This window comes from Brucella sp. HL-2, from assembly GCF_025846885.2.
GTDB classification, from domain to species: domain Bacteria; phylum Pseudomonadota; class Alphaproteobacteria; order Rhizobiales; family Rhizobiaceae; genus Brucella; species Brucella quorumnocens.
In genome coordinates this window covers 217,432-243,894 of record NZ_JAOYTK010000001.1, presented here as the reverse complement: position 1 = coordinate 243,894, position 26,463 = coordinate 217,432, and the positions used below count along the sequence as shown (strand labels likewise).

Sequence of the window (26,463 nt, the reverse complement as noted above, 5' to 3'; positions counted from 1 at the left end):
GGTACGAAAGATACCGCGCCCTGAAATTGTCAGATAGAAACTAAATTTAACGTCCTGGATTGACCGAGTGCTTGATAAGGCTGGCGCAAACAGCGCTCAGCATTTTGGCGTGACGCTCGTTCTTGAGTGTGCCGTCATCATTGAAAGCGTCAGCTGCACCACCGACCGAGCACTGCTCGCTGACGATCTGCGTGCCCACATTCATCAGAACGGCGCGTAGATGATAAAGCCCACGCATACCGGCAAAAGCACCATTGGACGTTGAGCAAAGACCGACCGTCAAACCCGCATAAGGCCTGAACGGCTTGTCACCATCTCTGGAAATACGGCTGACCCAATCAACCGTGTTTTTAAGCAGCGGCGGAATTGACGCATTATATTCCGGCGAACAGATCATCAGCCCGTCATGTGCTGCAAAGAGACGACCAAGCTTCATGGCGTTTTCAGGAATGCCTTCTTCAGCTTCCAGATCCTCATTCATAATCGGAAGCTGAAAATCGGCCAGCGAGATATGTGTTACGCTTGCACCCTGAGCTACCAGTTCCCCGGCGGCTGCATCTGCCATATGGCCTGAGAACGCCCCCTTGCGGATAGAGCCCGCAAAAATCAGGATCTTTGCCGTCATCAGATTACTTAACTCCGTATGGGATCAAACGAGCGGGCTGCGATAGACCCAGAGCTGCGCAGGAGGGACATTGCGCACAACAAAATCATAATGCTGCACAATGTAATTGCCCTTGCCTGCCGGAACCGGAGGGCGGGGACCATAAGTGATCTGTATCAGAGGACGACCACGCGGCATACGGGACAACAGGCTTTCCATAAGCTGAATGCGGCTTTCCATCGGAAAGTTCAGCATGGGAACAGCAGAAACGATGCTGTCGAATTTCTGATCTTTCATATCGCCAAGCGCCAGATCGAGATCGAACACATCTCCCTGAATAATGTTCACATCGGGAAAAGCCCGGTCAAGATGATCCACGAAATCCGGTGAATATTCGACCGAATAGAGATCGGCTGGCTTCACACCATGGGCTAGAATGGCTTTGGTGATCACACCTGTGCCCGGTCCGAGTTCTAGAACTGGCAGACCTGATTTCGTGTCGATGACGCTCGCCATGCGTCGCGCCGTGATGGAACTTGTCGGCAATATCGCGCCGACCGCCTTTGGTCCGTCTATCCAACCTTTGAAAAAACGGATTTCTTCATCGAACTTAGCGGCCAGTTTCCTGCCGAGCTGTCCTGCCATTCTTCACTGCTCCCATTGTCGTTATCAGACAAGTTTATGCCGCATTGGCGTATTTAGGCAAGGCGACATTAAGGAAAGCGTAAAAAAAGGGAGCCAAACGGCTCCCTTTTCTTCACTCACCTATACCTTCGAAAAACTCCTTCATCCGGGAGAAGAAGCCTGCCGATTTCGGACTGTTCTCCTTGGACGAGAGTTGTTCAAATTCCTCAAGCAATTCGCGCTGGCGTTTGGACAGGTTTTGCGGTGTCTCAATATCGATCTGGATATAGAGATCGCCCACTGCCTGCTGGCGTAAAACCGGCATGCCTTTGCCCTTGAGGCGGAACTGCTTGGCGTTCTGGGTACCTTCAGGCACCTTCACACGCGTCTGGGTGCTATCAAGCGTGGAGACTTCAAAATCTCCGCCCAGCGCTGCTGTCGTCATCGAGATCGGCACTTTGCAGTAAAGATCAGCACCATCGCGCTGGAAAAACTCATGCGGTTTGACCGACAGGAAGATGTAAAGATCACCCGATGGACCACCGCGCGTTCCAGCTTCGCCTTCGCCTGCGAGACGAATACGGGTGCCATCTTCGATACCGGCCGGAATGTTGACCGAGAGAGAACGCTCCTGTGTCACTCGGCCCTGACCGTGACACTTGCCGCAAGGGTCCTTGATGATCTGGCCGCGACCGTTACAGGTTGGGCAGGTGCGCTCTACAGAGAAGAAGCCCTGCGCGGCACGTACACGGCCCGAACCCGAACACATGGTGCAAGTGGTCGGCTGTGAACCGGCCTTGGCGCCAGACCCTGAGCATTCGTCACAGGTGATGGATGTCGGCACGCGAATCTGTGCGGCCTTGCCGGAATAGGCTTCCTCAAGCGTGACTTCCATATTGTAGCGCAGATCGGCGCCGCGTTCGCGTCCACCATTGGAGCGACGACGACCGCCGCCCATCATCTCGCCAAAAATATCTTCGAAAATATCGGCAAAGCCACCGGCTCCACCGAAACCGCCGCCACCACCACCAAAGCCATTGCCCATGCCGCCATTTTCAAAGGCTGCGTGACCGAAACGGTCATAGGCTGCGCGCTTTTGCGGATCTTTCAGCGTTTCATAAGCTTCACCGATTTCCTTGAACTTGCGTTCTGCATCCGGATTGTTCGGATTGCGATCCGGATGGTATTCCATGGCGAGCTTGCGAAAGGCGGTTTTGAGCACCTTATCGTCTGCAGTTCGCTCCACACCCAGAGCTTCGTAATAATCGATCTTCATAGTTCGTTATCCCGACGGCTGGATCGCATCCATTTTCCGGATTGCGTCTCCACGGTCCCATTTTGCGCAAAGCGGCCTCTATATGACCTGTCTGCTGGACTGTTTTTTATTTTTGTCCGTCCGGTGCAACCGTCCCGAAAGGCCGCAAAAGCCCGGGAATGACCCGGGCTTAAGCTTTACGGACAAGGCTTACGACTTTTTCTTGTCGTCGTCGATTTCTTCGTAATCGGCGTCAACGACATCGTCGTTGGAAGAAGCCTGCTCGCCACCTTCAGCGCCTGCATCTTCGGCAGCCTGAGCTGCTTCATACATAGCCTGACCAAGCTTCATGGAAGCTTCGGCAAGAACCTGCGTCTTCGCCTTGATATCTTCAGCATCGTCGCCTTCAAGCGAGGTCTTCAGCGCTGCGATTGCGCCTTCGATTGCCTGCTTGTCTTCAGCCGAAACCTTGTCACCATATTCCTTCAACGACTTTTCAGACGAATGAAGCAGGCTTTCACCCTGGTTCTTGGCTTCAACCGCATCGCGGCGCTGCTTGTCGGCTTCAGCATTTGCTTCAGCGTCCTTGACCATCTTTTCGATGTCAGCGTCCGAAAGACCACCCGATGCCTGAATGCGGATCTGGTGTTCCTTGCCGGTGCCCTTGTCCTTTGCAGACACATTCACAATACCGTTGGCATCGATGTCGAAGGTGACTTCGATCTGTGGAACGCCACGCGGTGCCGGCGGAATGCCAACGAGGTCGAACTGGCCGAGGATCTTGTTGTCAGCTGCCATTTCACGCTCGCCCTGGAAGACGCGGATCGTCACTGCCGACTGATTGTCTTCAGCCGTCGAGAAGGTCTGCGACTTCTTGGTCGGGATCGTCGTGTTGCGTTCGATCAAGCGGGTGAATACGCCACCGAGCGTTTCAATGCCGAGCGAAAGCGGGGTCACGTCGAGCAGCAGAACGTCCTTGACGTCGCCCTGCAGAACGCCGCCCTGAATGGCCGCACCCATGGCAACGACTTCGTCAGGGTTTACGCCCTTGTGTGGTTCCTTGCCGAAGAAAGCCTTAACGACTTCCTGGATCTTCGGCATACGGGTCATACCGCCAACCAGAACCACTTCGTCAATGTCGCCAGCCTTCAGGCCCGCATCGCGAAGAGCTGCCTTGCATGGCTCGACCGTGCGCTGAACGAGGTCGTCGACGAGGCTTTCAAACTTCGAACGCGAAAGCTTGATTGCAAGGTGCTTAGGACCGGTCTGGTCGGCCGTGATGAACGGCAGGTTGATTTCGGTCTGCTGAGCAGCGGAAAGCTCAATCTTGGCCTTTTCGGCAGCTTCCTTGAGGCGCTGCAGAGCAAGCTTGTCTTTCTTAAGATCGATGCCCTGTTCTTTCTTGAACTCGGCAACCAGATACTCGACCAGACGCATGTCGAAGTCTTCACCGCCGAGGAACGTGTCACCGTTGGTGGACTTTACTTCAAACACGCCGTCGCCGATTTCAAGAACCGAAACGTCGAACGTGCCGCCGCCAAGATCGTAAACAGCGATGGTCTTGCCTTCGCTCTTATCGAGACCGTAAGCAAGTGCTGCAGCCGTTGGCTCGTTGATGATACGCAGAACTTCAAGACCAGCGATCTTGCCGGCATCCTTGGTTGCCTGACGCTGAGCATCATTGAAGTATGCCGGAACCGTAATAACAGCCTGCGTCACGGTTTCGCCGAGATATGATTCAGCGGTTTCCTTCATCTTCTGAAGGATCATCGCGGAAACCTGCGATGGGGAATACTTCTTGCCGTGGGTTTCTACCCATGCGTCACCATTGTCACCCTTGACGATCTTGTAAGGAACGAGATCCTTGTCCTTGGTGACCATTGGGTCATCAAAGCGGCGACCAATCAGACGCTTGACGGCAAACAGGGTGCCTTCAGGATTAGTGACAGCCTGACGCTTCGCAGGCTGGCCAGCGAGGCGCTCGTCACTATCGCTGAAAGCGATGATCGAAGGCGTTGTGCGAGCACCTTCAGCATTTTCGATGACCTTCGCGCTTTTTCCGTCCATGACGGCAACGCAGGAGTTGGTCGTTCCCAGATCGATACCAATAACTTTAGCCATATTTCTCTCCATTCAGCAAACCGCCAGGACCTCTACCGAGCGTTCCATAAGCGGCTCCTATCGATTTCACAATGCTTGCTTCAAGGTTGCGGTACGGAAGATCACCATTGACCAACCGGGCCTGTCATCAAAGCCTCGTGCGTGGCGTATATAAGAAAGGCTGTTTTTCACTGCAAGTCACAAGCTGTGTGAGAGCGAAAGATTCCTGCCTGTCAAAATTTACGGTTCTCTTAGACGTTTACGAAACCGTTGCTTTTACCCGCCATATAAATCGCATCGATGAATTTCTGATTTGCCTTCGAGTTTTCCAAAGAAAACAGCATCACGCCTTCGCCCTTCGTGGCCCGCACGAAGTTTTCAGCCTGAAGCTGGTAGTGGTTTGTATCGGAGAACGACCATTCAGTCGCCTCCGTATGTCCTGCATTATAGAGCGTAATGCGGCCATGGCCATATTTGCCGGTGTTGAATGGCGCGTGAACCTCAATAAATCCCTTATCACCGTGGAAAACCATGGTTTGGCGACCAGCGAGCTGGGTTGCAACATAGAAGCTCAAGTCAAAGCCATCGAATCGCGCAGATACATTCGCATAGCGATCAGTGCCGAACCTCGGATCGAACTCGACCGAAGCCTGAACCGAGAGCGGCTCTTTTTCCGTTACCATCCGCGTGACCACCGTCGGATACACGCCAATATCGGGCAGCGCACCGCCACCGAGTTCCGGCTGATTGCGCATATTGCCCGGATCGTCGTTGAAATAGCTGAATGCGCCCTGCACGTGGCGCAATCTCCCAATGGCACCTTCCGCGAGAAGATAGCGAAGCTTGATCCATTGCGGGTGGTAATAAACCATAAAAGCTTCTGCGATTGTGACCTTGTGTTTGTCGCGTGCCGCAATCAGCTGATCAATATCGTCGGCTTTCAAAGCAATCGGCTTTTCACAAAGCACATGCTTGCCAGCCTGAGCCGCCTTCAATGTCCATTCGATATGCTGCGAAGTCGGCAACGGGATATAAACGCCATCCACTTCTTCACTTGCCAGCAGCTCTTCATAGGAACCGAAGGCGAGCGGCGCGCCAAAACGGTCAGCAACAGCGCGAGCGCGTGCATGATCGCGGCTGGCAATCGCATGAACCACACCATTATCGGAAGCACACAGCGCCGGAATGACCTGCGTGACGCTAATCTTGGCGGTGGAAAGAATACCCCAACGAAACATGCTATTCCCTTATCTATATCGGCTTCAACCTTGTTCGCCCCAGCACTGAACAATCAGTTCAGGCCAGTGTTCCAACGCGCGACGAGCCTTGATGTCATATGTTTCGCGGTTATCGATGGCACGATTGGGCCGAATACGAAACGAAAAAATATCATCAAACCCAAAAGGAGCGTGAATAGTGAGCTTGCCGTCATTTTCCAGACGGACACCCACGCAATGCGCAATAGCTGCATAACGCTCTATCGATTCGGATGCGCAACGAAGCGGCATATAGGGCTTATTGAAACGCTTTTCGAACCATAGATGTACGCGAGCCTGATTGCGTATTTCGACAGGCAAAGGGAAACCTGCAAAGACTGACGCACCCGCCTGAATGACCTTATCCTCAGCTTCCCACGAAATATCCCGATCATCGAAATATGCGACGTCGATATCTTTGATACCATAGCCATGGGCGCGTCCAGTCAAAGCGTTCCACACAGAATTATAGAGCGCTCCCGATACAAGCCACCAATCGGAAAGGTTGAGACTGCGCACACGATGTAGCGCATCCCAAAGCACGGGATCAGCTTGGATGAGCCTGCTGAAATGCTCCTTCTTTGCCTTTTCAGAAAGGCCTGAGTAACGAAGATGGTCCAATCTCACGCCCCCAGAAAGCAGTGCTGCATCTCATAAGATCCGCGAAAGAAATCAATGAATGCGCGCAAGGCAGGCCGCATCTGGCGGCGGCTTGGATAATAGAGATAAAGCCCGGCAAAAGGCTGGCACCAGTCTTCAAGCACTCTGACAAGCCGAGCGTCTTTCAATGCCTCGCGGACATGGTCCTCAAATAGATAGGCAAGACCGGCACCGTTAAGAATAGCGTCGAGAATCAGTCTGTCATCGTTAAGGATGAGCGAGCCGTTGATGGCAATTTCCAGTTCCTCACCCGCTTTTTCAAACTCCCAGCGATATATGCGGCCACTGGCAAAGCGATGACGCACGCAACGATGCTGCATCAAATCGTTGGGATGCTTGGGAATAGGTGCAGTTGCTAGATAGGAAGGCGACGCGACGATTGCTGCCCGCAGATCACTGGTCAGACGTGCGCAGACCATATCCGCTTCAAGACTTTCACCGAGCCGCATGCCTGCATCAAAGCCCGCCGATACAATATCGGTAAAAGCGCTTTCGACTGTCAGATCAAGGGTAATATCCGGATAGGCTTCAGCGAACGCTCCAAGCCGCGGTGCAATGACAAACTGCGCCGCAATATGCGGCAGCGTGATTCTCAGCGTTCCTGCAGGGCGCTCACGCGCTTCTATCGCCGCCCCGAGAGCCTGATGAATTTCCTCAAGCGCGGGCGCAAGTCGCTCCAGCAATTGGCGTCCGGCATCGGTGGGCGCCACGCTGCGCGTGGTGCGCGACAAAAGCCGGATACCAAGGCTATCTTCGAGAGCTGCAACGGCATGGCTGACAGCCGATGGCGCAATCGACAATTCTCTCGCCGCACCACGAAAACTGCCATGGGCTGCAACAGCGGCCAGAACTGCAAGTTGGGAAAGCTGGCTTCGATTCATTGTTCTAAAATATAGAATAACCCGTGAAAATAAATCGGTATTATCGAACACGGATTCTGGGCGTAGTTTCTGCCTCACCGGAAACCCCGCAATTGCATTCCCCTTACGCACCTCTTGCCTCTCGGGGTTTCCGCGCTTTGTTCTGCATACATGTGCAGACATTCGAATTTCAGAACTCGTCCCGAAAGGAATACCGATGAAAACGCGCAAGCTTGGCCAGGAACTGACTGTGTCCGCAATCGGCCTTGGCTGCATGGGCATGAGCTATGCCTATGGCGGACAAGAAGAACAGGATGCCATTCGTACACTGCACCGTGCTTTTGATCTGGGCATCACATTCTTCGATACGGCTGAAGTTTATGGCCCCTATGAAAATGAAAAGCTCTTGGGCAAGGCGCTCAAGACTTTCCGCGATAAAGTAACCATTGCCACGAAATTCGGCTTCAAGATTGAAGACGGCAAGCCGGTTGGTGTGGACAGCCGCCCCGAAAATATCCGTGCCGTGGCCGAAGCTTCTTTGAAGCGCCTCGGTATTGAAACAATTGATCTCTTTTATCAGCATCGCGTCGATCCAAACGTTCCCATCGAGGATGTAATCGGCACGATGAAGGACCTGATCAATGAAGGCAAAATTCGCACGATCGGCCTTTCCGAAGCGGGCGTAAAGACGATCCGCCGTGCGCATGCAGTTCACCCGATTGCCGCTCTCCAGAACGAATATTCACTCTGGACGCGTGATCCTGAACAGGAGGTTTTGGCACTCTGTGCCGAGCTTGGTATAGGCTTCGTACCCTATAGCCCGCTTGGTCGCGGCATGTTGACGGGACAGGTGCGTTCGCAATCCGATCTGGCAGAGGATGATTTCCGCAAGACGCTTCCGCGCTTCCAGCCGGGCAATCTTGAAGCCAACAACAAACAGGTCGATCTGATTGCCGAGATTGCACGTGGAAAGCAGGTGACTCCGGCACAGCTGGCACTCGCCTGGGTACTCAATCAGGGCGATTACATCGTTCCTATTCCCGGGGCTCGCAAGATTAACCATCTGGAAGACAATGCGGAAGCAACCAACGTGACATTGACCACCGAAGAGCTTGACCGGCTCAACACGCTTTTCGATTCTGAGAAGATTGCAGGCAAACGTTATACCGATGCCTCGCTCGCCATGACCGGGCTCTGATTGTTCGAACTAGAATTCTAATTGACCTCGAGAGGCGGGATCATCTCCGCCTCTCTTTACTGACCGACTTCAATGGCCTTCTCTCTGAGAACACACGCATATTCATGCGAACATCTCCGCAAAGTAGAAGACTCTAATAAAGCTTGTCTTTCTTGCTTCCGCATGCTCTTTGCCCGCCATGCAAACAGGAACCATAACGAAAGTGCTTGGCATATTTGCCATCGCCGCCGCTGTCATTGCTTGCTTCTCCCTTGCGGGAGTGGGCCTGATGTATGGAATCTACGGCGTCATCTTCATTGATGGTGTCGCAAGCATTTTTGTTCTCATGGTTTGCTCCGCTATATTCTGGTTCACCAAAGTTGACTGGCGAAAGCCGGAAGCTACGGCAATCATGATTTCTTTCATGTCGTTCGTCGGCATGTGTTTGGATAGCCGTGGCAATCCAATCTACAACCAACCGTTCGCCTGGCTTTTGGGAAGCCGCGGCAGCCACCTTCAAATCAAAGAAATCGTCACACATGGCGGCGGCAGTACCGGCGTGAATTATGAGTTTCAGATCATCAATCTTTATGGCGCGAACGAGCGCACAATCAGTGGCTGGTTCGTTATACCACTCCGCTTCGTCGAATATCTGATCGTGCTTTCAATCGCCGCGACAATCATCACTGTCATAAGGAATCGTTCCGGGCGTAATTGGCTCCCAGACAATGCCCGCGAATAAAATGCGCCCGCGAATAAATGGGCCCTCAAACAAATGGGCCAAAGAACCGCAGGGCCTGCGAATAGTCGGAGGGGGACATAACGTCCGGCTTTTAAAGTAAATATGCTGAAGACAATTTGCAGTTTTTAGAATGTGCTCAAAGAGGGAAAATCATATGAAACGCTTCTCGCCTCGTGCGATCCTGTTCACACTTCTGGCAGTCATTTTGCCAGTAGCAGCCTTTGCGCAATCTGCTGAAGAGGCTGATCCGAATGCTGCGATTGACAAGATGAACGCCTATGTTTCGCTTCTTAACCGAACCATTCGCGCCTCGGAATCGCTTGACCGCTACGACAGCTGGGTCGACATGAAGAAGGGCCCAACCGGCAAGGAACGCAACGTTTACGGTCTTTACTCGCTCTATGATGTACGCAGCGAGATCGAAGCGGCTGAAGCAGCCACCACGGCAGAGCCTAAATTGCCTGCTCTCGATGAGGCAATGGTGAGCTATATTGCGATCTATCAGAAGCTTGCACCCGTGATCGAGAAGGCCAGCAAGTATTACGACCGCAAGGACTACAAGTCCGACAAATATGCCGGTGCCAAGGAATTCCACAAGCAGATCGCAGAATATGCGCCGGAATTCACCAAGGAGCGCAAGCGTGTCGATGCATTGCTGAGCGAAGAAAAGAGCAAGGTCGATCTGGCCGAGCTTGATGCGCTTGAAAAGGCAGAGGGCAAAAAAGCCAGCTGGCATGTCCGCAATGTCATGATCCGCGCCAATGCTCTCGTCGAGTTGCTGCCTGAAAATGAGAAGCCGATTGTCGATATGGAGGCTTTCGGCAAAGCCATGGATTCCTATGCAACCGCTGTCCGTGAAATGGACGACTATGCGACAGAACATCCAAACTCATTCCACGTCTTTGAATCCCGCCCGGCAAGCCTGCTGGGCAAGCTGCGCGATTTCCAGGAAAAGCTGGAGAAGACAAAAGGTGACGCACGCAAAGGCGGCGCCGCTTCCGATCTGCAGTGGATCGTGAATGATTACAACACGATGGTCTCAACATCACAGAGCGCGACGATGTTCTCAAAGGACTAAGAGACTCTCGAAATTAAAAGCCGGGGCATCAACCCCGGCTTTTTTTTGGTGCCCTTTGAACGAATTACATTCGACGCAAAGCGCGGGGTGCAAGGGTAAGCAGACCTCCAAGCGTCATGATTGCGCCCACCCAGAGTGGGGCGTGCAGGCTATAACCGGACTCTAGCGCCAGACCACCCGCCCAAGGCCCAAGGCCCAGCCCGATATTGATAACGGATGCATGCATCGCATTGACCAGTGCACCCGGATGCGCAATCCGCATTACACGCGCTATGAAAGCCGGGTTGAGCGCAATGCCGGTCAGACCAATCATGACGATTGCAAGAACCGTTGCAAATTTGAATTCCGCAAAGAGCGCGAAAATCACCATTGCTGCGAGCATGACGAGAATGCCAGTAAAAATAGCCGCAATCGTATGACGGTCGGCAAAGCGACCAACGATGTAGTTGCCGATGATGTTTGCAGCGCCGTAAATGGCCAACAGGAACGGCAGCTGCGCTTCAGGAAAGCCCGCCAATTTCGCTGTGATCGGCGACAGATAACTATAGACCGAGAACGATGCGCCAATCACCAATGCGCTTGTGGCATAGGCTGCCCAGAGCCTTGGCTTACGCATTTCATTAAGTTCGGAGCGCAGATTTACCTCGTCTTGGTTCGGTTTCGCCTCAATTTTGAGCGCAATAACAAGGGCGCAGAAGAGGATGACAACAACAATCGTCCAGAAGCTTGCCCGCCAACCAAAACTGTTGGTGATCACGGTTGCCAGAGGTACGCCCAGAACCGTGCAGAGCATCAGCCCCGCAAAGACCAGCGAGGAAGCGCGGCCACGCAGTTCAGGCGCAACCAATTGTGCGGTGATTGCGAGCATCAGACCGAAACTTGTTGCCGCAGCCATGCCGGTCAGAACACGTGCGATAAGCATCACGTGGAAATTGCTGGTCGAGGCAGCAATGCTTTGTGCGGCCGCATAGAAAATAAGCAGGAAGAGCAGGCCACGCTTGTTCTCAATCTTCAGGGCCAGAAACAGCACAGTTACCAGCGGCCCACCAATCATCATTCCCAGCGCGTAAAGCGAGATGAGGTTGCCAATATCAGAAATGGAACGCCCGAAAGCTTGCTGAAGTGCGGGCATCATTCCTGAAATCATCAGCTCGGAAGTGGTCAATGCAAAGACGCCCAGCGTCAAACAATAGACCACCAGTGGAATCGCCCGCGCCTCACTTGGCGACGCAACAACTTCTTCCGCCACGAGGGCAGAATCACACACTTCGTTCATGGGACGAATCCTATTTATATAGTCAATACTACATAATTCATATCGCCTTGCTCCGGAGCGTCAAGCAAATTATATAGGGATGACTACAGAAAGGTAGAAAAATGGTTCCGCGCGGGCGTCCACGCAGCTTTGATCGCGATGCTGCGCTGGAAAAAGTCATGAAAGTCTTCTGGGCGAAGGGCTATGAATGCGCTCAGATCAACGATTTCACGTTGGCAATCGGCATCACGCCGCCGAGCTTCTACGCCGCGTTTGGCAACAAGGAGCAGGCGTTTCGCGAAGCGGTCGACTATTATCAGCGCACCATCGGTGCTGCTCCATTTGACGCTCTCGAAAAATCCACAACCATTCAGGACGGCCTGCGCAAATGGCTGGAACTCACCGCCGATAGTGCCTTTGCCTGCCCTGCAGGCGGCTGTATGATCAGCGTCAGCTCCATCCAGTGCAGACCGGAAAATTTGCCTGTTAAGGAGTTCCTTCAGGTCATCCGCCACACCAATCATGAACGGCTTTCAGAGCGGCTGAAACGCGGCATTTTAGCAGGCGATCTGCCTGCCGAAACCGATATCGTGCAGATGACCGAATTCTATCATATGATCCAGCAGAGCATTTCGTTCGAAGCCCGCGACGGCAATTCGCGTGGCGCCGTTCAAAAGATTATCGATATGGCAATGCTCGCGATGCCTTTGCGTCAGGCCGTTCCTGCATGACCGGCATCATATCCGCCGTTCTTGTGCATGTAAGCGATGTGGAGGCTGCAATTGACTGGTATCGCAAGGCCTTTCCGCAAGCCGTCCTCACACACCTTGAGGCATTCGATTTCAGTTATCTGAAAATCGGCAATGTCGATCTGGAGATTGTTCCTGCAGATGAAAAGGTAGCATCAGGAACTGCAGGCAGTGTTGTTTACTGGCATGTTGATGATTTCGACGCATCGGTCGCGCATTTCATGGCCATTGGTGGAACACTTTATCGCGGGCCGCTCGCTATTCAGGACAGTCTGCGCATGTGCCAGATCAAAGACCCATGGGGCAATTGCATCGGCCTGCGTGGTTAAAAAAGCCCGGCGTGCAGCGCATCCCGAAAAGTGTGAAACGGTTTTCGGACAAAGATGCACGTTAAAATAAGTAGCCAGAGTGTAGATCTGATTGAATCAGATCTACACTCTGGCGCCGGGCTTTTCATTTGCATTTAGCCGCGAAGAACGCCGCCGGTCTGCTTGGTGACACTTGCAATCACCTGCTTCGACAAGGTTTCGAGATCCTCATCGGTCAGCGTGCGATCCTGCGGCTGCAACAGCACTTCAACTGCAATGGACTTCTTGCCTTCACCGAGTGACGCGCCTGTGAAGATATCGAAGACCTGAACGCCTGCGATCAGCTTCTTATCGGCAGATGAAACCGCCTTCACAACGCTACCAGCTTCCACATTCGCATCCACCACAAACGCAAAATCACGCTTGAGGCTCTGGAACTGCGACAGGCTCAAAGCTGGCTTGGTGCGGGTTGCCTTAGCTTTCGGCTCAGGAATCGCATCAATGTAGACTTCAAATCCGCAAAGGCTGCCCGATACATCAAGCGCTTCCAGCGTGTCCGGGTGGAACTCACCGAAGTAACCCAGCACAACTTTTGGACCGAGTTTCAGCGTGCCCGAACGGCCCGGATGGAACCATTCAGGCCCAACGGCTTCTATCTGGATACGGTCAACTGGTGCGCCAGCTGCTTCAAGTGCGGCCAATGCATCAGCCTTGGCATCGAACACGCCAACGGTTGCCGCATTGCCTGACCAGAAACGACCCGAACCTTCAACGCCAGCCGTGCCACGACGGATGCCGCCAGCCACACGACGCTGCTGTTCAGGCTTGTCGCCTTCATAGATGCCCGATACTTCGAACAAAGCCGTATCGCCAAAACCGCGATCCGCGTTGCGCTGTGCAGCACTCAGCAGACCCGGCAGCAGCGAAGGCCGCATGTCCGACATATCTGCTGCAATCGGGTTGGCAAGTTTCAGTTCTGGCTTGCCGCCACCAAAGGCTTTGGCCTGCGCGTCGGAAATGAAGGAATAGGTCACAGCTTCCATCATGCCGCGCGAAGCAAGTGTGCGACGCGCAAGACGCGTGCGGATTTGAAGCGTCGTCAGGATACGGCCATTAACCGCACCATGATTTGGCAACGGCTGCGGCGCGATCTGGTTGATGCCATGAATACGCATGACTTCTTCAACGAGGTCGGCCTTGCCTTCGACGTCCCCACGCCAGCTTGGCACGCTCGCCTTGATGACCTTGCCATCGCCTTCAACGCCAAAACCAAGACGCTTCAGGATATCGAACGAGGCATCATAAGGCACTTCGATGCCGGTCAGGCGTTTGACTTCTGTAACCGGGAAATCGATGACGCGTGTCTGATAAGGTTTGTAACCAACCACGTCGAGAACTGTCGGCTGACCGCCGCAGAGTTCGAGCACGAGTCTGGTTGCAATTTCCGCACCCGGGATCATCATTTCCGGATCGACGCCACGCTCAAAACGATAGCGCGCATCCGTGACGGTACCGAGTTCGCGGCCCGTGCGGGCAATCATGCGCGGGTCCCAGAGAGCCGATTCGATCAGCACATCCACGGTGTTTTCGTCACAACCTGAATGCTCGCCACCCATGATACCGGCAATCGATTCGGGACCGTTTTCATCGGCGATCACATACATGCCCGGCTTGAACTTATACTCTCGCTGGTCGAGGCCGAGAATGGTTTCGCCGTCTTTGGCCGCACGAACTGTCAGATTGCCCTTGACCTTAGCCGCATCGAAGACGTGCAGCGGGCGACCAAGATCAAACGTCACGTAATTGGTGATATCCACCAGTGCATTGATCGGGCGCAGGCCGATAGCCTTCAGGCGCTGCTGCATCCATTTCGGGCTTGGGCCGTTTTTCACGCCCTTGACCAGACGCAATGCAAAACCGGTGCAGAATGGGTTCTCGGTGTCCTGATCGAGAACAACCTTTACAGGCGTCACGCCCTCGCCCTTCGCAGGTTCGGCATCAAGCTTCTTGAGTGTACCAAGGCCAGCGGCTGCAAGATCGCGCGCGATGCCGCGAATACCTGTGCAGTCGGCACGGTTCGGCGTGAGGCCAATTTCGATGATTGGATCATCAAGGCCCATATAGGCGGCAAAGCTTGTGCCGACCGGAACATCATCAGGCAGATCGATAATGCCATCATGCTCTTCAGAAAGTTCAAGCTCGCGCTCGGAGCACATCATGCCGAAGCTTTCGACACCGCGAATTTTGCCGACTGACAGCGTGACATCAAGACCCGGCACGTAGTCGCCCGGACGACCCAGAACACCGACCAGACCGGCGCGGGCATTTGGTGCGCCGCAAACAACCTGAACCGGCTGGCCTTCGCCCGTATCAACCGAGAGAACGCGCAGCTTGTCGGCATCCGGATGCTGAACAGCCGTCAGAACTTTGGCGACCTTGAACGCCTTGAAAGCGGCGCGGTCATCGACCCCATCCACTTCCAGACCAATGTCGGTCAGCTTTTCGACGATTTGTTCCAGCGTCGCATCGGTTTCAAGGTGATCCTTGAGCCAGGAAAGTGTGAACTTCATTTGCTTATCCTTTCCTGTCTTTACGCGCTCAAACCGCCGAACAGCGTCGGAATGTCGAGGGGACGGAAACCGTAATGATTGATCCAGCGCACATCGGCATCGAAGAAGGCGCGCAGATCAGGCATGCCATATTTCAGCATGGCGATACGGTCGATACCCATGCCCCATGCGAAGCCCTGATAGACGTCCGGATCGTAGCCGGAAGCGCGCAGTACATTCGGATGTACCATGCCGCAGCCCAGAATTTCGAGCCAGTCATTGCCTTCACCGAACTTCACATGCGGGCCGGAACGGTCGCACTGAATATCGACTTCAACCGATGGTTCGGTGAAAGGGAAGAAGCTCGGACGCATACGCATTGTCACCGAAGGCACTTCGAAGAAGGATTTGCAGAACTCTTCCAGCACCCACTTCATATTAGCAACATTAGCCGACTTATCGACGACCAGACCTTCGACCTGATGAAACATCGGCGAATGGGTGGCGTCGGAATCCATGCGGTAGGTCTTGCCCGGAATGACGATGCGGATCGGCTCGTCACGACCTTCCTTGTCACGCAGCGCTGCGAACTTCTCCATCGTGTGGACCTGCACCGGAGAGGTATGCGTGCGCAGCAACTTGCGCTCACCCTTCTCGTCTGCATTGAAGAAGAACGTGTCGTGCATTTCGCGCGCCGGATGGCCTTCAGGGAAGTTCAGCGCCGTAAAATTGTAATAGTCGGTCTCGATATCTGGACCTTCGGCAATCGAGAAGCCCATATCCGCAAAAATTGCAGTGATTTCATCGATAACCTGCGAAATTGGGTGAATGCGGCCACGCGATGCAGCGCTTTCACGCACCGGCAACGTCACGTCGACCTTCTCGCGCTCAAGGCGAGCGGCAATCGCTTGGCGACGCAATTCGGTCTTACGCTCAGTCAGCGCTTCGGTGACGCGGTTCTTCAAACCATTGATCGCCGGGCCCTGTGCCTGACGCTCTTCAGGAGACATTGAACCCAGCGTTTTCAGCTTCTCAGAGATCGTGCCCTTTTTGCCCAATGCAGCAACGCGCACCGCTTCAATCGCCTGCTCATCAACAGCCTGGGCGATATCGCCAAGAATTGTTTGTTCGAGTTGTTCAAGATCGCTCATTGTCTAAATCCCTGTCGCGCCTAAGGCGCTCCACGCCTCTTGATTTAAGTCCCTGTCGTGCCTTCGGCACTCCACGCCTCGTGTTTAGCTTGCCGCTCCACGCCTCTTGATCGGTGATATTTGCGGAGGCCGCCAGATACGAAAGAAAAACCCGCGCCAGCCGAGCCAGCGCGGGTTCCCAAAATTATCAGTATGCTTCGGGAAAGGCGGCTGGCTTAGCGAACAGCGCCTTCAAAAGCATTTGGGGTCTCGGTGTTTTTGAGGTACTCGAGAGCCTTCTTTGCCGACGCAACCAGCGCACCGAACGCATCCGGTTCATGAATTGCGATGTCGGAAAGAACCTTACGGTCAACCTCGATACCTGCCTTAGCAAGACCGTCGATGAAACGACCGTAGGTCAGGCCCTGCTCACGAACAGCAGCGTTGATACGCTGAATCCAGAGAGCGCGGAACGTACGCTTACGGTTCTTGCGATCGCGGTAAGCATACTGCTTCGAACGATCAACAGCAGCCTTAGCGGTGCGGATTGTATTCTTACGACGGCCACGGAAACCGGAAGCCTGATCGAGAACTTTTTTGTGCTTGGCGTGGGAAGTTACGCCGCGTTTTACACGTGCCATGATATGATCTCCTTAAAGGACAGCGGCTTAGAGGCCGTTAGGCAGGAACTGTTTTACAATCTTCGCATCTGCTTCCGAGAGCACCATGGTGCCGCGTGCATCGCGAATGAACTTGTTCGAGCGCTTGATCATGCCATGGCGCTTGCCTGCAGCCGCAGCTACAACTTTGCCAGTGCCTGTAATTTTGAACCGCTTCTTAGCAGCCGATTTGGTCTTCATCTTGGGCATTTTGCTACTCCTTTGTTTAGTCCCCGTCGTGCTTGCAGCACTCCACGCCTCTTGTTTAAGCGACGTCCGTATCCGCAAAAGACCGGAACCCTTGTTTGACTCCCGGACCGACCAAGTCCAGAAAGCATACGAAACCGCCACGGCATGCCCTGCCGGGCGGTTCGAACGCGGCCTTATAGGCCTAAAGCCTGAAAAACGCAATGCCCGAACTGGACTGAATCAGCGTGAATCTGGACGAGTTGCCGCCAAATTATCAATAAAGGCGCAAAAGCACTGGCAATGTACCGACATCCTGAAGATATTCGATGAATTCAAAGAACGGATAGGCGACGAAAAACACAAGGCCGTCCGTAAAAGTGCGATAAATGCGGTCGGGCTTTACAATCAGTTCCTTGTCGTCCCGAAACAAGGACAGTTTTGGAAAGAACCGCGGAACACTTGCGCAATAAGCCTCATAGGGCTTTCCGAAATTCGCCTTGAGAAACTTCTCTTCGGTACGGATGACGGTGGCAAATGCCAGATAGCACAGAACACCGAAGCCCAGCGCAATGATGATGCTTCCCGTTTGCGCGCCGATGCCGATGGCACCGATGGCACTGAAAACATAAAGTGGATTACGCGTGATGGAATAAGGGCCGCTTTGCACGATTTCCGCACTCTTGCGTCCGCCGATATAAAGCGTGCACCACATGCGACCAATAATGGCCGCAACGATGAGGCTGATGCCAAAGGCTTCAATATATTCATGCATATGGCCTGTCGATTGTGAGCGCACAAACAACAGCGCAACCACAAGAAGCCCAATAACAATGGCAATCGCAAGACGACGTCGTTGCTGATATTTGCCCAGTTCGCCAAGTGTTTTCATCTTGATCTCTGAAAAGTGGAATAATCCAGAAAAAGAAAAACCGCCCGAAGGCGGCTTTTCAAAGGCAGCAACTTACTGTTAGCGCGGAGCCAATACCATCATCATCTGGCGACCTTCGAGCTTTGGCTCGGATTCCACCTTTGCGATTTCAACAGTGTCTTCCTTCACGCGCAACAGAAGCTTCATACCGAGCTCCTGGTGGGCCATTTCACGGCCACGGAAACGAAGCGTAACCTTGACCTTGTCGCCTTCTTCGAAGAAACGCTGTGCAGCCTTCATCTTCACTTCATAGTCATGAGTGTCGATGTTCGGTCGCATCTTGATTTCCTTGATTTCGACCGTTTTCTGCTTCTTGCGCGCTTCGGAGGCTTTTTTCTGATTCTGATACTTCAGCTTGCCAAGATCCACGATCTTGCAGACAGGTGGCTCGGCGTTCGGCACGATCTCAACGAGATCGAGACCGGCTTCCTCAGCCATTGCAATTGCTTCCTGCGTCGGGATGCTGCCGTGGTTGTGGCCTTCGGCATCGATGAGCTGGACCCGGGGAACCCGGATATCACGGTTGGAGCGCGGTCCGTCTTTCTGGACCGGCGTCGCTCTGAACGGTCGGCGAATGGTCGTTATCTCCTGATTATTAACGTCAACAGCGGTGTAATTTCGTAGCCCGCGACGGCATTCCCCCATCAAACCGCAGTTTAACGCGGAAATGTGGTCAAGCGAGCGGTAAAGTCAATAGCATCTTTGAAGAGGAAAATCACCCCCGGCTGAATAAACTCGCATTTCCAAGGGGGCGAGCGACATATCGGTCACATTTGTTAATATTTCAAGCAGGTGGTCTGAGTATTTCAAGAGGGTGGAAGGCGGACAGCTTTTACCGTAGTGACATAAATGGCAAATGAGAGTGACAACTCCTTACAGGCAATCAGGAGACGGAAATGAGCGGAACACAGCCGGATTTTATCGACGTGAACGGCGCCAATATTGCTGTCCGTTACAGAGCGGGGCGCAATGCTCCCGGCGTCGTCTGGCTTGGTGGCTACCGTTCCGACATGCTCGGCACAAAGGCTGTCGTTCTCGATGAATGGGCCCAAAAGAGCGGACATTCGGCACTTCGCCTCGATTATTCGGGCCATGGTGAGTCGGGTGGCGACTTCAACCAGGGAACGATTTCGCGCTGGCTCGACGAAAGCCTCGCAGTTTATACGAAATATGCGCAAGGCCCGCAAATACTTGTCGGCTCGTCGATGGGCGGGTGGATAGCGCTGCGCATGGCGCAAGAGCTGAAAAAGGCTGGCAAGTCACCTGCTGGGATCGTTCTGATCGCGCCGGCACCGGATTTCACCGCCGAACTCGTCGAGCCGTCGCTGACCGAAGCACAAAAGCGTGATCTCATCGAACAAGGCTATTTCGAGGAACCTTCGGAATACTCGCCCAATCCATACATCTATACCCGCGCACTGATCGAAGATGGGCGCCAGAATCTGGTTCTGAAGGGAATCATCGAGACGGGCTGCCCGGTCCATATTCTGCAAGGCATGGTGGATGAGGCTGTTCCCTATCAACATGCCTTGAAGCTGGTCGAGCATCTGCCGGTCGATGATGTGACGCTGACGCTGGTTCGTGACGGCGATCATCGTCTGTCCCGCCCGCAGGACCTCGATCTGCTCGTCCGCACTGTATCGGGCTTAGTCGAACGCATATCTGGCCCCATATCCGGCGAGGAGTAATCCATGCGCTTTTCGGTCTTTGCATCTTCAGCCGTCGCGGCAATCGTCGGCTTTGGCTCTACGCTGGCGCTCATCATTGCGGCAGCAAATGCACTTGGTGCAACGCAGGCGCAAACAGCGAGCTGGGTAACAGCTGTCTGTCTGGCAATTGCCGCCTCGTCCGCCTGGTTGAGTGTTCGTTACAAGATGCCGATTATCGGAGCCTGGTCAACGCCGGGCCTGGCACTGATTGGCGCGAGCGTAGGTTTCACCATGCCTGAAGCCGTTGGCGCTTTTATTGTGGCAGCCATTGCCCTGATCCTGACCGGGCTAATCCGGCAGCTCTCGACGCTGGTATCGCGTATTCCGACCTCTGTCGCATCGGGCATGCTGGCAGGCGTATTGCTGAGTTTCGTTATCGCAGCGGCAAAGACCGTCTCACTTGACCCGGCTTTCGTGCTGCCCTTGGTGGCTCTGTTTTTCGTGATCCGCCTGTTTAACCCGTCTCTCGCCGTTATCGCCGTGCTGGTAATCGGCATGACTTACGCGCTCTTGTCAGGTCGCGCACCACAATTGCCTGCGCCCGAAATTTCGACGCTGACACTGATCTGGCCCGAATTTCACATGGGCGCGATTATTGCCTTGGCGCTTCCACTCTATATCGTCACCATGGCATCGCAGAACCTGCCGGGCTTTGCAGTGTTGCGCGCTTCGGGCTATGAGCCTCCGACCAGCGCCTCCTTGCAGGTCACAGGTCTTTTCTCCCTGCTCTCAGCGCCTTTTGGCGCAGGCACCAGCAATCTTGCTGCCATTTCTGCAGCTCTGTGCACCGGCCCGGATGCCCATCCCGATCATACGAAGCGCTGGTTGACCGGTCCCGTCTATGCAGCAATCTATGTCGTCTTCGCTCTGTTTGGCGCTTCGCTTGTCGCGATCTTCGCTGTGCTGCCCACAACACTCATTGCGCTGGTGGCGGGCCTTGCCCTGACAGGCCCGTTCATCAACGCCATGTCGCTCGCCCTCAAACATGAAGAAGAACGGCTTGCAGCGGTCATAACTTTTGCTGTGACAGCCTCAGGCATCGCTTTTTTCGGCGTCGGTTCAGCCTTCTGGGCGCTTTTGGCGGGACTTGGCGTGGCTGTCCTCGAACATTTACGCAAAAAAATTTCGAGATAATCACATTGGTTAGCTCCCGTTATGCGGGATTAGACCAAGGATATTCTTGAAATAACGCAATTGGTTCACCACCTCAAAATCAAGCCGAGAGATTAACAACCGGCTCAGAGTTGACGGAGATAACCATGACCAATTCCGCATTGATCCGCCCCGCATGGACGCCAGCGACAATCGCGCTGATGGTGCTGGGTTTCATTTTCTTCTGGCCGCTTGGTCTCGCCATGCTCGCTTATATCATCTGGGGCGACCGTCTCGGTGATTTCAAACGCAGTGTGAATGAAAAGACCGACTCGATGTTTGGCTCGTTCCGCAACTGCGGCAAGAGCGAAAGCTTCGGCTTTGGCGGCACAACCGGCAATGCAGCTTTTGACGACTGGCGTCGCGAAGAACTCGACCGCCTGGCAGAAGAACGCCGCAAGCTGGAAGAAGCGCGCGCTGATTTTGAAGCCTATGCGGCAGAACTGCGCCGTGCTCGCGACAAGGAAGAGTTCGACCGTTTCATGGCTGAACGCAAAGCCTCCGGAAAACGGACGCCAGCGACACGCAAAAAGAACGACAGCAACGAAGTCACAGACATTTGACCTTTGGAGCGCTATGCGCCCCTTGGGACGCATAGCGGGCACCCTAAAGTGTTGAAACTACGCATCTGACCTTTCTAAAATCGTTGTCTATACACGACTACGACGCGGGCTTCGTCCGCGTCGTTTTGCTAAAAAATAGAAAATTTTCTGGCTTTTTCTGCGAATCACTTATTCTTAAGTGATGGGCTTTTCCTTATTTCGTTCATCGAAGGCTAAAAAGTCGGCGATAGTCAGAAACGAACGCATTCATGCGGTCGCGGGACGTGAATTGCCTTTGCGCGTGCTGGAAAACCCGCGCGCCAAACGTTTGACCCTGCGCATTGAGACTGGCGGCAAAGGTCTGCGTGTCACCATTCCACCCGGTCTGCCGGACCGTGAGATTCAGAGCTTTCTGATCCGCCATGAGGGCTGGATCGAAAGTCGCATTGCGAAACTGCCAGATCAGGCAGGCATCCGCGCAGGCGTCAAAATCCCCATTCGTGGCGTTCCGCATCTCATCACTCATCAGCCGGGACGCGGCACGGTGGATTTGCTGGAAGGCAATATTCTGCTCGTTCATGGCGACCCTACGCATCTTGCGCGGCGCGTCGCCGATTACCTCAAGCGTGAAGTCAAGCGCGACATCGAACAACTGGTTGCTCGTCACACAACAACCGTGGGCCGTAAAGCCAAAGCGATCCGGTTCAAGGATACCAAAAGCCGCTGGGGGTCATGTACCTCGGAAGGCGTGCTTTCGTTTTCATGGCGCATCGGCATGGCCCCGCCGCCCGTCATCAACTATCTCGTCGCTCATGAAGTGGCGCATCTGATCGAGATGAACCATGGGCCGAAATTCTGGAAACTCTGCCTTGATCTTTGCCCCGACACCGAGCGCTGCAAAGCATGGCTAAAGCGCAATGGCAGCGCATTACAGGCTATCGACTTTACATGACATCAGACATTCAAATTGCAGTATCGGCCGAAATACTGGCCGCAGCGCGTATGCTATGGGATTACCATTGCATCTATGATGAACTTCAGACCGCCGATGTCATTATCGGATTGGGTAGCTACGATACACGCGTCGCAAAACACGCCTCAGAGCTTTATATGCAAGGCCTTGCCACCTGGCTCATGTTTACAGGCCACAGCGGCAACTGGACCAAAGGCCTATATAAAAACTCCGAAGCGGAAGCATTTGCAGAAATTGCGATTGCCGAAGGTGTCCCGAGAGAAGCAATCATCATTGAGCCAAAGGCCACCAATATTGGCGAAAACATCTTGTTCTCGCGTGAGAAAATGGTGCCGGGTGCTATCAGCCCGATTTTCGTGACCAAGCCACAAACCCAGCGTCGGGTTCGCGCGACTGTTGATCGGCAATGGCCCGAAGCCAAGGCTTTCGTTACAGCCCCGCCGACATCCTTCGAAGATCAGCCGACACCGGGCCATAGTTTCGAAATGCTCATGCGTGAAATGACCGGCGATATCCGGCGTATTCTCGAATATCCGGCGCAGGGCTTCCAGATTGCACAAGCAGTTCCCCTTGAGGTCATGGAAGCGTATGATTATCTGATCGCTAAAGGCTATGAGGACGGTTCCAGTTTGGGTTGAATAAGGGGCGCCGTTCTATTTCTTTGTTTTTGCGCAGTTCCCGGATTAACTTGAGTCGTGCAGCAATATGTGCGACGGAAACGCCATGGTTTTTGATATAAAAATATGCGGTCTTAAAACGCCTGAAGCAGTCGAGGCTGCGCTCATTGGCGGGGCGACCCATATTGGCTTTATCTTCTTTCCAAAAAGCCCGCGCCATCTCACGCCTGCCGCTGCGGGCCGATTGCGCGAAGCAGCCCGAAACCGCGCCAAAGTTGTCGCGGTGACGGTCGACGCTGACGATGCCACGCTTGATGAAATCGTGCGCGAGCTTGAGCCTGACATGTTGCAACTGCACGGCCATGAAACGCCGCAACGTGTTGCGGACGTGAAAAAGCGTTACAGCCTGCCGGTCATCAAGGCATTTGCGGTGCGGGAAGCTCACGATCTTGATGCGATCGCACCTTACAAGGGCATTGCCGATCGCTTTCTTTTTGATGCCAAGCCACCGAAAGGCGCAGACCTTCCGGGCGGCAATGGTGTATCCTTTGACTGGGCATTGCTCGACGCGCTTGACGAAAGTGTCGATTACATGCTTTCCGGTGGACTGAACGCGGGCAACATTGCCGAGGCGCTGCAAAAGACACGCGCGCCGGGTATCGATGTATCGTCCGGAGTAGAGCGCACACCCGGCGAAAAGGATGTGCGTCTGATTGAAGAATTTTTCCAGGCCGTTGCGACTGCGGATGAAAGACCATCTGCGAAGCACGCCTGAACATGACGGAGTGGCAAGCGTTGAATAAGCCGGTTGAACCCAATTCCTATAAGACAGGCCCGGATGAAGAAGGCATGTTCGGCATTTTTGGCGGACGCTTCGTCGCCGAAACGCTGATGCCGCTGATCCTTGAATTGCAGGAAGCCTATGAAACGGCAAAGACCGATCCTGAATTTCAGGCCGAGCTTTCCAATCTGTCGACTTATTATGCCGGTCGCCCTTCCAAGCTTTATTTTGCGGAAGGCCTGACCAAGCATCTGGGTGGCGCAAAGATTTACTTCAAGCGCGAAGACCTGAACCATACCGGCAGCCACAAGATCAACAATTGCCTCGGCCAGATCCTTCTTGCCAAGCGCATGGGCAAGACCCGCATCATCGCGGAAACTGGCGCTGGCCAGCACGGTGTTGCATCTGCAACGGTTGCTGCGCGCTTCGGCCTGCCTTGCGTTGTCTACATGGGCGCGACCGACGTTGAACGTCAGAAGCCAAACGTTTTCCGCATGAAGTTGCTGGGTGCTGAAGTAAAGCCGGTGACGGCTGGAAATGGCACGCTGAAAGACGCCATGAACGAAGCGCTTCGTGATTGGGTCACCAATGTTGACGACACATATTACCTGATCGGCACCGCAGCCGGTCCTGCTCCTTATCCAGAACTCGTTCGCGACTTCCAGTCGGTTATCGGCATTGAAGCGCGCAAGCAGATTCTTGAACAGGAAGGCCGTCTGCCGGATGTGATCGTGGCAGCTGTCGGCGGTGGCTCGAACGCAATCGGCCTGTTTCATCCGTTCCTTGACGATTCATCGGTCAGGATTGTCGGCGTTGAAGCAGGTGGTCGTGGTCTTGACGGCGTTGAGCATTGCGCCTCGATGAGTGCTGGTAGCCCGGGCGTTCTGCATGGCAACCGTACCTATCTGCTGCAGAACGAAGATGGTCAGATTCTTGAAGGCCATTCGGTTTCCGCAGGTCTCGATTATCCGGGCGTCGGCCCTGAGCATTCATGGCTCAAAGACAGCGGCCGTGTTGAATATGTGCCAATCCTCGATGATGAAGCGCTCGAAGCTTTCCAGCTCTGCACTCGCGTTGAAGGCATTATTCCAGCATTGGAATCCGCACACGCCATCGCACAAGCTGTGAAAATGGCACCATCCATGGGTAAGGATCAGGTTATGATCGTCAACCTGTCAGGCCGTGGCGACAAGGATGTCCATACGGTCGGGCAGTTGCTCGGCATGGACATGTGAGGACTCCATGAGCTTGATCGTCGCCGACACCAATTCCTACAGACCGCGTGCCGCATGGTTCGACGGACTGACGGAGTGCGGCCCGGCAACGATCAAGCTCAACATTATTGAAGCCGACCCTTCCAATCCGCTTGCAGAAGCAGCAGTCGGCATCGCACGACGGCAGATTGCAGCCGTTGCAGACAAGCTTGAGCACACGCCACATCTTGGCGCGGGCTTTGCCATTCTGCATCAGGGCGAGGAAAGCCTTTGGCTGCTCCTGCACTGGTGGCTGGAAGGCGGCATCGCAACCCAGATTCTCTGGCAATCCGAACTCAACGAAGAAGTTGAATTCGAGCCTGCACAGCCATTACTGATGGCCTGTGTCTGGGAACTGGGAATCATCGACTTTGAACGGCGTGCATGGATGGAAACGGTTATGTCCGGGCAGTCCACCGCCGATTATCTTACGCGCATTTTGCCACGGGGCACGGTATGACCACACGCATCGACACCAAATTTGCATCGCTCAAGTCCGAAGGACGTCCGGCGCTGGTTACCTATTTCATGGGCGGCGATCCGGATTACGCAACATCGCTCAATGTGATGAAGGCGCTACCCAAGGCTGGCTCCGATGTGATCGAACTTGGCATGCCCTTCTCCGATCCGATGGCAGATGGTCCGGCCATTCAGGCGGCTGGCCTGCGCTCGCTCGATGCCGGGCAGACATTGAAGAAAACGCTGCAACTGGCCGCTGACTTCCGCAAGGATGACAACACGACGCCAATCGTCCTGATGGGCTATTACAATCCGATCTATATTTATGGCGTTGAACGCTTCCTTGCTGATGCAAAAACATCCGGCATTGATGGCTTCATCATTGTCGATCTGCCGTCTGAAATGGACAAGGAACTCTGCATTCCGGCAACGCAAGCAGGCCTCAATTTCATCCGACTGACGACGCCAACCACGGACGACAAGCGCCTGCCAAAGGTGCTGCATAATTCGTCGGGCTTCGTCTATTACGTCTCGATGAACGGCATCACCGGTTCGGCGATTGCCGATACAACACGCGTAGCCGACGCCGTGCGCCACATCAAGAAGAGCACCCAACTGCCGATCTGCGTCGGCTTTGGTGTGAAGACGCCTGAACAGGCTGCAGCCATTGCTGAAGCTGCTGACGGCGTTGTTGTCGGCACTGCAATCGTCAATGCGGTTGCGGCAGAACTCGACGAAAATGGCAAGGTTAGCGGCGATCCTGTCGCTGCTGTTACCAAACTTGTCAGTGCATTGGCAGCAAGTGTTCGTGCAACACGCCTTGAAGCTGCCCAATAAATCGTCCATTTAAGCGC

29 protein-coding genes are annotated in these 26,463 nt (G+C 54.1%); 14 read left to right on the top strand and 15 right to left on the bottom strand.

Annotated features, from left to right (window positions below):
* Positions 1 to 46: 46 nt before the first annotated feature.
* The 7 genes from OIV19_RS01190 to OIV19_RS01160 form a co-directional block, all read right to left on the bottom strand.
* Positions 47 to 625: an NADPH-dependent FMN reductase gene (locus OIV19_RS01190; protein ID WP_264230458.1), complete on the bottom strand. Its 579-nt coding sequence runs from the start codon at positions 623 to 625 to the stop codon at positions 47 to 49.
* A gap of 24 nt (positions 626 to 649) precedes the next feature.
* The gene (gene pmtA, locus OIV19_RS01185) at positions 650 to 1,249 is read right to left on the bottom strand and encodes a phospholipid N-methyltransferase PmtA (RefSeq protein ID WP_264230457.1); all 600 of its coding nucleotides are present in this window, start codon (positions 1,247 to 1,249) and stop codon (positions 650 to 652) included.
* Positions 1,250 to 1,361: 112 nt separating this feature from the next.
* Positions 1,362 to 2,504, bottom strand: a complete 1,143-nt coding sequence (dnaJ, locus tag OIV19_RS01180; RefSeq protein ID WP_095447762.1) for a molecular chaperone DnaJ — start codon at positions 2,502 to 2,504, stop codon at positions 1,362 to 1,364.
* A gap of 189 nt (positions 2,505 to 2,693) precedes the next feature.
* The gene (dnaK, locus tag OIV19_RS01175) at positions 2,694 to 4,604 is read right to left on the bottom strand and encodes a molecular chaperone DnaK (protein WP_095447761.1); all 1,911 of its coding nucleotides are present in this window, start codon (positions 4,602 to 4,604) and stop codon (positions 2,694 to 2,696) included.
* Between the two features lie 230 nt (positions 4,605 to 4,834).
* Positions 4,835 to 5,821: a Gfo/Idh/MocA family protein gene (locus OIV19_RS01170; protein ID WP_264230456.1), complete on the bottom strand. Its 987-nt coding sequence runs from the start codon at positions 5,819 to 5,821 to the stop codon at positions 4,835 to 4,837.
* Positions 5,822 to 5,845: 24 nt separating this feature from the next.
* Complete coding sequence (locus OIV19_RS01165) at positions 5,846 to 6,460, bottom strand: nucleotidyltransferase family protein (RefSeq protein WP_264230455.1); 615 nt, start codon at positions 6,458 to 6,460, stop codon at positions 5,846 to 5,848.
* Positions 6,461 to 6,462: 2 nt separating this feature from the next.
* Positions 6,463 to 7,380: a LysR family transcriptional regulator gene (locus OIV19_RS01160; protein WP_264230454.1), complete on the bottom strand. Its 918-nt coding sequence runs from the start codon at positions 7,378 to 7,380 to the stop codon at positions 6,463 to 6,465.
* 196 nt (positions 7,381 to 7,576) lie between these two features.
* Between OIV19_RS01160 and OIV19_RS01155 the strand changes: the two genes are divergently transcribed.
* Positions 7,577 to 8,557 carry an aldo/keto reductase gene (locus OIV19_RS01155; protein WP_095447757.1) on the top strand — a complete coding sequence of 327 codons (981 nt, stop codon included), beginning with the start codon at positions 7,577 to 7,579 and terminating at the stop codon, positions 8,555 to 8,557.
* Between the two features lie 102 nt (positions 8,558 to 8,659).
* Here the strand turns inward: OIV19_RS01155 and OIV19_RS01150 are convergent, their stop codons facing one another.
* Positions 8,660 to 8,794 (bottom strand): hypothetical protein, encoded by a 135-nt coding sequence (locus tag OIV19_RS01150; protein WP_264230453.1) that lies wholly within the window; start codon positions 8,792 to 8,794, stop codon positions 8,660 to 8,662.
* Between the two features lie 31 nt (positions 8,795 to 8,825).
* Between OIV19_RS01150 and OIV19_RS01145 the strand changes: the two genes are divergently transcribed.
* Together OIV19_RS01145 and OIV19_RS01140 are read left to right on the top strand one after the other, a co-directional pair.
* A complete protein-coding gene (locus tag OIV19_RS01145; RefSeq protein ID WP_264230452.1) occupies positions 8,826 to 9,278 on the top strand; it encodes a hypothetical protein in 453 nt (150 codons plus the stop codon).
* 154 nt (positions 9,279 to 9,432) lie between these two features.
* Positions 9,433 to 10,356 (top strand): YiiG family protein, encoded by a 924-nt coding sequence (locus tag OIV19_RS01140; RefSeq protein ID WP_264230451.1) that lies wholly within the window; start codon positions 9,433 to 9,435, stop codon positions 10,354 to 10,356.
* Positions 10,357 to 10,420: 64 nt separating this feature from the next.
* Here OIV19_RS01140 and OIV19_RS01135 read toward each other — a convergent pair whose 3' ends face one another.
* Complete coding sequence (locus tag OIV19_RS01135) at positions 10,421 to 11,632, bottom strand: MFS transporter (RefSeq protein WP_264230450.1); 1,212 nt, start codon at positions 11,630 to 11,632, stop codon at positions 10,421 to 10,423.
* A 101-nt stretch (positions 11,633 to 11,733) separates the two neighbouring features.
* Between OIV19_RS01135 and OIV19_RS01130 the strand changes: the two genes are divergently transcribed.
* Positions 11,734 to 12,342, top strand: coding sequence for a TetR/AcrR family transcriptional regulator (locus tag OIV19_RS01130; RefSeq protein WP_264230449.1), 609 nt, complete (start codon positions 11,734 to 11,736; stop codon positions 12,340 to 12,342).
* The gene (locus OIV19_RS01125) at positions 12,339 to 12,689 is read left to right on the top strand and encodes a VOC family protein (RefSeq protein WP_095447752.1); all 351 of its coding nucleotides are present in this window, start codon (positions 12,339 to 12,341) and stop codon (positions 12,687 to 12,689) included. Before OIV19_RS01130 ends, OIV19_RS01125 begins: the two co-directional genes overlap by 4 nt.
* A gap of 134 nt (positions 12,690 to 12,823) precedes the next feature.
* Here OIV19_RS01125 and pheT read toward each other — a convergent pair whose 3' ends face one another.
* From pheT to infC, 6 genes are all read right to left on the bottom strand, one after another.
* On the bottom strand, positions 12,824 to 15,238 hold the full coding sequence (gene pheT / locus OIV19_RS01120) for a phenylalanine--tRNA ligase subunit beta (protein ID WP_264230448.1): 2,415 nt from the start codon (positions 15,236 to 15,238) through the stop codon (positions 12,824 to 12,826).
* A 20-nt stretch (positions 15,239 to 15,258) separates the two neighbouring features.
* Positions 15,259 to 16,368 carry a phenylalanine--tRNA ligase subunit alpha gene (pheS, locus tag OIV19_RS01115; RefSeq protein WP_095447750.1) on the bottom strand — a complete coding sequence of 370 codons (1,110 nt, stop codon included), beginning with the start codon at positions 16,366 to 16,368 and terminating at the stop codon, positions 15,259 to 15,261.
* Between the two features lie 215 nt (positions 16,369 to 16,583).
* Positions 16,584 to 16,988, bottom strand: a complete 405-nt coding sequence (rplT, locus tag OIV19_RS01110; protein ID WP_095447749.1) for a 50S ribosomal protein L20 — start codon at positions 16,986 to 16,988, stop codon at positions 16,584 to 16,586.
* A 27-nt stretch (positions 16,989 to 17,015) separates the two neighbouring features.
* Positions 17,016 to 17,216, bottom strand: coding sequence for a 50S ribosomal protein L35 (gene rpmI / locus OIV19_RS01105; RefSeq protein WP_024898386.1), 201 nt, complete (start codon positions 17,214 to 17,216; stop codon positions 17,016 to 17,018).
* Positions 17,217 to 17,469: 253 nt separating this feature from the next.
* Entirely contained in the window at positions 17,470 to 18,084 is a 615-nt protein-coding gene (locus OIV19_RS01100) for a methyltransferase family protein (RefSeq protein ID WP_095447748.1), read from the bottom strand.
* A 78-nt stretch (positions 18,085 to 18,162) separates the two neighbouring features.
* Complete coding sequence (gene infC / locus OIV19_RS01095) at positions 18,163 to 18,699, bottom strand: translation initiation factor IF-3 (RefSeq protein ID WP_095448014.1); 537 nt, start codon at positions 18,697 to 18,699, stop codon at positions 18,163 to 18,165.
* Positions 18,700 to 19,019: 320 nt separating this feature from the next.
* Here infC and OIV19_RS01090 point away from each other — a divergent pair, with 320 nt between their 5' ends.
* The 9 genes from OIV19_RS01090 (at position 19,020) to trpA (ending at position 26,446) form a co-directional block, all read left to right on the top strand.
* Positions 19,020 to 19,811: an alpha/beta fold hydrolase gene (locus tag OIV19_RS01090; protein WP_264230447.1), complete on the top strand. Its 792-nt coding sequence runs from the start codon at positions 19,020 to 19,022 to the stop codon at positions 19,809 to 19,811.
* 3 nt (positions 19,812 to 19,814) lie between these two features.
* Positions 19,815 to 20,966: a benzoate/H(+) symporter BenE family transporter gene (locus tag OIV19_RS01085; RefSeq protein ID WP_264230446.1), complete on the top strand. Its 1,152-nt coding sequence runs from the start codon at positions 19,815 to 19,817 to the stop codon at positions 20,964 to 20,966.
* A gap of 125 nt (positions 20,967 to 21,091) precedes the next feature.
* On the top strand, positions 21,092 to 21,547 hold the full coding sequence (locus tag OIV19_RS01080; protein WP_095447745.1) for a DUF2852 domain-containing protein: 456 nt from the start codon (positions 21,092 to 21,094) through the stop codon (positions 21,545 to 21,547).
* A 181-nt stretch (positions 21,548 to 21,728) separates the two neighbouring features.
* Positions 21,729 to 22,478 carry a M48 family metallopeptidase gene (locus OIV19_RS01075; RefSeq protein WP_095447744.1) on the top strand — a complete coding sequence of 250 codons (750 nt, stop codon included), beginning with the start codon at positions 21,729 to 21,731 and terminating at the stop codon, positions 22,476 to 22,478.
* On the top strand, positions 22,475 to 23,137 hold the full coding sequence (locus OIV19_RS01070; RefSeq protein WP_095447743.1) for a YdcF family protein: 663 nt from the start codon (positions 22,475 to 22,477) through the stop codon (positions 23,135 to 23,137). The genes OIV19_RS01075 and OIV19_RS01070 overlap by 4 nt, the downstream gene beginning before the upstream one ends.
* Positions 23,138 to 23,222: 85 nt before the next feature.
* Entirely contained in the window at positions 23,223 to 23,891 is a 669-nt protein-coding gene (locus tag OIV19_RS01065; RefSeq protein ID WP_095447742.1) for a phosphoribosylanthranilate isomerase, read from the top strand.
* Between the two features lie 20 nt (positions 23,892 to 23,911).
* Positions 23,912 to 25,132, top strand: a complete 1,221-nt coding sequence (gene trpB / locus OIV19_RS01060; RefSeq protein WP_095448013.1) for a tryptophan synthase subunit beta — start codon at positions 23,912 to 23,914, stop codon at positions 25,130 to 25,132.
* Positions 25,133 to 25,139: 7 nt separating this feature from the next.
* Positions 25,140 to 25,610, top strand: a complete 471-nt coding sequence (locus tag OIV19_RS01055) for a hypothetical protein (protein ID WP_095447741.1) — start codon at positions 25,140 to 25,142, stop codon at positions 25,608 to 25,610.
* Positions 25,607 to 26,446 carry a tryptophan synthase subunit alpha gene (trpA, locus tag OIV19_RS01050; RefSeq protein WP_264230445.1) on the top strand — a complete coding sequence of 280 codons (840 nt, stop codon included), beginning with the start codon at positions 25,607 to 25,609 and terminating at the stop codon, positions 26,444 to 26,446. Before OIV19_RS01055 ends, trpA begins: the two co-directional genes overlap by 4 nt.
* Positions 26,447 to 26,463: the final 17 nt, after the last annotated feature.